Consider the following 7581-nt stretch of genomic DNA (forward strand, 5'->3'; position numbering starts at 1 on the left):
AAAATTTAACATAAAATCTCATATACGAAATTCGGGTGTTAGAACCCATTCAAAGTGTACTCATCAGTACACTTTGAAATTTTGATATAAAAAATTTAACATAAAATCTCATATACGAAATTCGGGTATTAGAACCCATTCAAAGTGTACTCATCAGTACACTTTGAAATTTTGATATAAAAAATTTAACATAAAATCTCTTATGCGAAATTTAGGTCTTATCCCAAATAAATCCATTAAAAAGATCTTTATCTTTCTGCTTATTTTCTTCGGTCTTATTTTCCGTATTTAAAAATTGCTCAAAATCGGCTAATTGCTGCTTAAACGATTCATCATTTTTTAATTTATTTAAAGCCCAAGCTCCCAGTAGAATTTTACGTCTCGTATCATCTTTTCTTTGTTGATCAGAAACTTTCTTTTTTTCACGTGCAATGGCAGCTTTTTTCTGTTCTTTTAGCTGTCTTAAGCGTTCTTCTTGCTTTGCAATTTTTTGCTCTAAATTATCAACACTCATACCATCACCGTATCAAGGAATCCCCCTCAAGCATAGGTCTGTTTGAATTGAAATTCAAGACAGCCCATGCTATCGTGGTTTTCCCGAAGGGCGCACTTAGCCATTGGATTTCATCCAATGGTGCGACAAGGGGTAAATCCCCTTTGTAATCCCCTGACCAACATATACATGTTGGTAATTTCGATAAATCGAAATAAAGAGCAAAAGCAAAATGGCGATATATCATTTTTCAGTTAAAACGATTAGTAGAGGTAATGGACGATCGGCCGTTGCTTGTGCTGCATATCGTTCAAGTGAAAAATTGGTATGCGATTTTTATGGAAAAGAACAAGACTACACAAGAAAAACTGGTGTCGAATTTACAAAAATCTATGCACCTGAAAATACAAATACTGAGTTACTCAAGCGCCAAACACTTTGGAATGAAGTCGAAAAGGTTGAACGTAGAAAAGATGCATTACTTGCAAGAGAGTTTGAGATTGCATTTCCCAGTGAGTTAAACGCTGAACAGCGTGAAAATATGCTCAATGAACTTTGCCGAAACCTCGTTAAAAAATACGGTGTCATCGTTGATGCTGCTATTCATGCACCTCATACAGACAGTGGAAGTGATGAACGCAACTACCATGCACACATCATGTTCACAACCCGAAGTATTAATGAGCAGGGTGGCTTTTCAGCAAAAAAATATAGGGACTTCAGTCGTGACAATGGCACAGAAACTGTAAGCCACTGGAGAGAATCATTTGCAGAGTTATGCAATCATCACCTGGAACAAAATGGATTTGATGAACGTGTCGATCACAGAAGTTATGAAGACCAGGAAAGTGACCTAGAAGCAACTCAGCACGAAGGTCCTCAAGCGACATACCTCCGGAGACGAGGGATATTTACAGAAATTAGTCTGAAAAATGATGAAATTAAGCTACGTAATTTAAAAATCAAAAAGGTCATCGCACTGGATGAAAACATCAAAGTATCTGAGGATCTTGTTCAAAAAGTACGAAGTGAGCTTCAGTTTCAATACTCTCAAGCTGAGTATTCAGAAAAAACTTCTCAGAAACTTTATGAATTCCAAAATGAAGAATTATCAAAATTAACAACAAAATTAGACACGATGAGTTCTGCAATATCAGAACTACGCAAAAAAGAGCCTTTATTTTTTAAAACAAAATGGATCAATCAAATAAATGACCTGATCGACCAACACAACACCCAACTAGACATCCAAAAGCATATTTCTGGTCTTAGTGAAATAGAAAAAAAAGAGAGATATTCTGATCATTTAAATAAATGGACAGAAGAAAATCAGCTGCTCCAGCCTAAAAAGTCTTTTGCAAAATTTGACGAACCGAACATCACTGTTAAACAACGAAAACTTAATGATCAAATTTCAAATATAGATCATCAAATTTCTGAAATATCACGCAGAGAAACTGAGTATCAAGAGTATGTACGCGATCAAAGACTGGAGATCATAAATAGTTATATATTTGAAGAAGATAACTATGGAAATAAATACTTTAGTCCTCAAAATGGTGAAAAACAAAAGCGACTATATGCAGAAGAAATGGAAGATCTAAAAATCCAAGAATTGCATGCGGCTTTTACAAAAAAAATTGAGACCGAAGCGCAGCAAGAGTTTTCCCAAAAAAGAGCAATACAGCTCGAAAACGACCGAAAAGATCGTGAATCTAGAGAACAGCAGTTACGTAAAGAACGAGAGCAACAAGAACAACGCTATGCACAAGAACGAGAGCAACAAGAACATTTGGCATTTGTAAGACGCCAAGAACAAGAAAAACAGCAGAGAAATGAGCCTAAAAAGCCAGAAAATGACAATAACCATGACTACACGCCTTAGAAATCCCATTTAAGCGCAAAAAAACGGGGGTTTTAGCGACTTTTGATAGAAATACAGTAAAACTATAGTTGATAAAAATAAAATCGCTTAGAACGCAAATGAGAGCCTTTTAGCGAGTATCTACGAGCGACACAACGAAAGTTTGCTTATTCCCCCTCTGAAAAACCGTTTTTTATTGAATTACTGGGGACAGTGATTAGCGAGTGTCTACGAGCGAAGTATTGATGCTTTTGCTCGTCAAAAAGCATGAGCATAGCGAATGCATTATTCATGTTTTGCTTTTTGAATCCTTGATCATATATGCAAAAAACTGCCCCCCACGAAGCGAGTGAAACGAGCTTCAATAGAGTACGAGCTTTAGCGAGTACCAAGGGCAGTTTTAATAACTCACTTTGGAAATAAATTCCCTTTTATTCTTTTAAAAAGCTTTTAAAAGCTTTTAGACCCCCCTATAAACCACGCCTAGCAATGCTTTCAGACTTTAAAAAACTACTTTTACCGGACATTAAACTACAAATGCCGGACAAAATGGACTTAAAAAACTACTTTTACCGGACATAGAAACTACTTTTACCGGACATTAAACTACAAGAAAAAGTTTGTAGTTTTGTTAAAAAACTACAAAAATAGTAGTCAAAAAATAAACGACAATGTATGTTTAAGCTACATAAATACCAATGTAGTTAGTTAGTTTTTTGGGGTTGTAGTTATATGGACGAAAATAAAAAAACATATCCTCTGAGCTGGGTTGTTATGCAAAACAATGTTCAAGAATGCTTTAAGAGTATGAACATTGATGAAAAACGAATGTTAATACTTGCTAGCCCAATTGCTAGAACCACTGATGCAACTGAAAAAGACCGAATTATGATTACGGCAGAAGAGTTTGCTAGAGAATGTGGCATTAAAACGCATTCCGCATATACGCAGTTAGAACTAGCCAGCAAGAATCTACTTAAAAGAAATTTCTCTTATAACAATGAAAGAGGAAAAAAGGTGCTGTCGAATTGGGTGATTGATTGCACTTATGAAGACGGAGGGATAGCTATACGTTTCCCTGAAATCGTTCTACTGATGTTAAAAGAGTTTGATAAATTAAACCCTTATACAAAATATAAAAAAGATATCGTACTAAGTTTGAAAAAAGATTACTCATTCGATCTTTATCATTTAGCTAAAAAGCATCAAGCAATGGGACAATTTGAAATGTCCTTAGAACATATAAAAAATGAGCTGGGTTTGCCCAAATCTTATGACAAACTCTGTAATTTAAAAGACCGAGTAATGAAGCCTTCATTAAATGAGATTACAACTAATACAGATATTGAACTCACTTATGAAAATGTAAAAAAAGGGCGTTCAGTAGTTGGCTTTAAATTTATAGTGAAAGAAAAACCTAAGCCAAAATTAATAGCGCCTCAGCGAGATCAAAGAACTATAGATATGTTCTGCAATTTATCTGATGCTCAAATTAACAAGTACAGCACTATTTTATCTAAACTTTCTGAGCTATCAGACCTCAGTAATTTCCCAGACTACCCGACATTTGCCCTCTGGATTAGTGGCATCTTACGAGATCCGAAAAGTGTAAGAGAGGAAACAACAAAACGGATTTTTAAAGCTCTTCATAGCAAGACGGATTTTAAACCATGAGAACTAAGGCTGAATTAGATGCAATGAGTCATCAAGAACTCAAAGATTATGAGCAAAGTTTACTTGCTCTGTGGACACCAAGAATGGCTATTGAAAGTGACATTGAAAGGTTAAGCACTCATCACAGCGAATTATTAGAGGTTTTTAATCAATTAAAGAATCCGGATGCACCTAAAAATTCACGTTTAAAAGATTCAATCTTGTCTCTGAAATATAAAATCGAATCGCTTGAAGGTAAGTTGAGTGATCTTATTCAAGATAATCGCTTAAATTCTGCAGATTGAATTATTCAGTTTATTTAATCAAAATCGTGGAACATTGATTAAAGACTAGGCGTGGAACGTGAAAAGTAATAAAAAAAGCCCAGTCATTGACGACTGGGCTAGAAAATTGAAACTACAGCGTTGAATTTTCACGAGAATTATAACAAATTTCGTATAAGGTGTATTATGTTAATTTTAGAAAATCTTCACTACTATTATTTTAAAATAAGCCTTATATCCAAGCATAAAACAAGGTTGTCTAGACTTCTTTTAACAGTAAAGTTATCATAAAACTGAATTTTATTTTTTAGGTAAGTTTATGCATTCTATCCGCATTCGTTAAGACACAACTATTTGCATAGTGACACTATTTTATAATGGTGGGCTTTTGTTGTGTCTTTAAGAATATATGCGGATATATAAAGTAAAAGTATGCTTAATTTATAAGTATGCTTTTAGTGCATAGTTTCCAGTTATAACTTAATTGACTAGCTATTTGTCCACCCTGTGGATGAATAGCTTTTTTTTTGGGAGGACACTGTGATGCTAGCTTTTGTTTTCACCTAAATCCTGTTTGCTGCATAAAAAATTTCAAGAGCTAAACAGGAGTAAATAAAAATGAGTTTAATTATTAAAGCGAGAAACATACGCTTGGATTATGCTGGGCGTGATGTTTTGGATATTGATGAATTGGAAATTCACTCTTATGACCGTATTGGTCTTGTGGGTGATAACGGAGCAGGAAAGAGTAGTTTACTCAAAGTACTTAATGGCGAAATTGTTTTAGCCGAAGCGACATTACAGCGTTTTGGTGATTTTGCACATATCAGCCAACTGGGCGGAATCGAAATAGAAACGGTCGAAGACCGGGCAATGTTATCTCGCCTTGGTGTTTCCAATGTACAAAACGACACAATGAGTGGCGGAGAGGAAACTCGTGCAAAAATTGCTGCCGCATTTTCCCAACAAGTACATGGCATTCTAGCGGATGAACCAACCAGCCACCTTGATCTCAATGGAATAGATCTACTTATTGGTCAACTTAAAGCATTTGATGGAGCATTACTTGTTATCAGTCATGACCGATATTTTCTTGATATGGTTGTAGACAAGATATGGGAGTTAAAAGACGGTAAAATTACGGAATATTGGGGTGGTTACTCGGATTACTTGCGTCAAAAAGAAGAAGAGCGACAACACCAAGCCGTAGAATATGAGCTGATGATGAAGGAACGGGAGCGATTAGAATCTGCTGTGCAAGAAAAACGCCAGCAAGCTAATCGATTAGACAATAAGAAAAAAGGAGAAAAATCCAAAAACTCTACCGAAAGTGCTGGACGACTTGGGCATGCAAAAATGACTGGCACCAAGCAAAGAAAACTGTATCAGGCAGCTAAGAGTATGGAAAAGCGTTTGGCTGCATTAGAAGATATTCAAGCACCAGAGCATTTGCGTTCTATTCGTTTTCGTCAAAGTTCAGCCCTAGAACTGCACAATAAGTTCCCGATTACGGCAGATGGTCTGAGCTTAAAATTTGGTAGCCGTACTATCTTTGATGACGCTAACTTTATAATACCGCTTGGCGCTAAAGTCGCTATAACTGGATCGAATGGAACAGGGAAAACGTCCTTGTTAAAAATGATATCAGAACGTGCTGATGGATTAACCATATCTCCAAAAGCTGAAATTGGCTACTTTACACAAACAGGATATAAATTTAACACGCATAAATCTGTGCTCTCCTTTATGCAGGAAGAGTGCGAGTACACAGTTGCGGAAATTCGTGCAGTATTGGCTTCAATGGGGATCGGAGCGAATGATATTCAAAAAAACTTATCCGACTTATCGGGAGGTGAAATCATCAAACTGCTTTTATCCAAAATGCTTTTAGGAAAATATAATATTTTGCTTATGGATGAACCAGGAAACTATCTTGACCTAAAAAGTATTGCCGCATTAGAAACAATGATGAAGTCCTATGCAGGAACTATTATCTTCGTATCTCATGACAAGCAATTGGTCGATAATATTGCTGACATTATCTACGAGATCAAAGACCACAAAATCATCAAGACTTTTGAGAGAGATTGTTAATGATAGCCAATCTAATCCGAACATTAATTATTGAACTCTTTAAAGGAAATTAAAAATGACAATTCAAGATATTCAATCACTTGCTGAAGCACACGGCTTGTTGCTTACGGACAAAATGAATTTCAATGAAATGGGCATTGATTTTAAGGTCGTTTTTGCTCTTGATACAAAGGGGCAACAATGGTTGCTGCGTATTCCTCGTCGTGATGGCATGAGGGAACAAATCAAGAAAGAAAAACGCATTTTAGAATTGGTAAAAAAATATCTTTCTGTAGAGGTTCCTGATTGGAGAATTTCATCTACAGAATTAGTGGCTTATCCCATACTTAAAGATAATCCTGTTTTAAATTTGGATGCTGAAACCTATGAAATAATTTGGAATATGGACAAAGATAGCCCGAAATACATAACATCTTTGGCAAAAACCTTATTTGAAATCCATAGTATTCCTGAAAAAGAAGTTCGGGAAAATGATTTGAAAATTATGAAACCTTCAGATTTAAGACCTGAAATAGCAAACAATTTGCAGTTAGTAAAATCTGAAATTGGTATAAGTGAGCAATTGGAAACCCGCTACAGAAAATGGTTGGATAATGATGTTCTATGGGCAGATTTCACCCAATTTATACATGGCGATTTATATGCTGGGCATGTACTAGCTTCAAAGGATGGAGCTGTTTCAGGCGTTATTGATTGGTCAACAGCCCATATAGATGACCCAGCGATTGATTTTGCTGGGCATGTAACTTTGTTTGGAGAAGAAAGCCTCAAAACTCTAATCATCGAGTATGAAAAACTAGGGGGTAAAGTTTGGAATAAACTATATGAACAGACTTTAGAAAGAGCAGCGGCCTCTCCTTTGATGTATGGTTTATTTGCCTTAGAAACTCAAAATGAAAGCCTTATCGTTGGAGCAAAAGCTCAGTTGGGAGTTATATAATTTAAAAATATGATTGCTGAGAACTGCCTTGTTTTGAAACTTGGTTGGCTTTAATTAGTTTTTAGTATTCTTTATAGAAAATGCCTCGATCAAGGGGCATTTCTAACAATCATTTAACATAAAATTTCATATACGAAATTCGGGTGTTAGAACCCATTCAAAGTGTACTCATCAGTACACTTTGAAATTTTGATATAAAAAATTTAACATAAAATCTCATATACGAAATTCGGGTGTTAGAACCCATTCAAAG

6 protein-coding genes are annotated in these 7581 nt (G+C 35.6%); 5 read left to right on the plus strand and 1 reads right to left on the minus strand.

Annotated elements, in window-relative coordinates; genetic code table 11:
* Positions 1 to 211 precede the first annotated feature (211 nt).
* Positions 212 to 514 (minus strand): hypothetical protein, encoded by a 303-nt coding sequence (locus FTU40_RS14535; protein WP_163169824.1) that lies wholly within the window; start codon positions 512 to 514, stop codon positions 212 to 214.
* Positions 515 to 725: 211 nt separating this feature from the next.
* Between FTU40_RS14535 and mobQ the strand changes: the two genes are divergently transcribed.
* The 5 genes from mobQ to FTU40_RS14560 all read left to right on the plus strand — a co-directional run bounded on the left by mobQ (position 726) and on the right by FTU40_RS14560 (position 7328).
* Positions 726 to 2378 (plus strand): MobQ family relaxase, encoded by a 1653-nt coding sequence (mobQ, locus tag FTU40_RS14540; protein ID WP_004870770.1) that lies wholly within the window; start codon positions 726 to 728, stop codon positions 2376 to 2378.
* Positions 2379 to 3089: 711 nt separating this feature from the next.
* Positions 3090 to 4031 carry a replication initiation protein gene (locus FTU40_RS14545; protein ID WP_020846814.1) on the plus strand — a complete coding sequence of 314 codons (942 nt, stop codon included), beginning with the start codon at positions 3090 to 3092 and terminating at the stop codon, positions 4029 to 4031.
* Entirely contained in the window at positions 4028 to 4315 is a 288-nt protein-coding gene (locus tag FTU40_RS14550; RefSeq protein ID WP_004870774.1) for a hypothetical protein, read from the plus strand. Before FTU40_RS14545 ends, FTU40_RS14550 begins: the two co-directional genes overlap by 4 nt.
* A 597-nt stretch (positions 4316 to 4912) precedes the next feature.
* The gene (msr(E), locus tag FTU40_RS14555; RefSeq protein ID WP_000052512.1) at positions 4913 to 6388 is read left to right on the plus strand and encodes an ABC-F type ribosomal protection protein Msr(E); all 1476 of its coding nucleotides are present in this window, start codon (positions 4913 to 4915) and stop codon (positions 6386 to 6388) included.
* A 55-nt stretch (positions 6389 to 6443) separates the two neighbouring features.
* Complete coding sequence (locus tag FTU40_RS14560) at positions 6444 to 7328, plus strand: Mph(E) family macrolide 2'-phosphotransferase (RefSeq protein ID WP_180041305.1); 885 nt, start codon at positions 6444 to 6446, stop codon at positions 7326 to 7328.
* Positions 7329 to 7581: the final 253 nt, after the last annotated feature.

Source organism: Acinetobacter sp. YH12100 (assembly GCF_013419135.1).
Lineage (GTDB): Bacteria > Pseudomonadota > Gammaproteobacteria > Pseudomonadales > Moraxellaceae > Acinetobacter > Acinetobacter pseudolwoffii.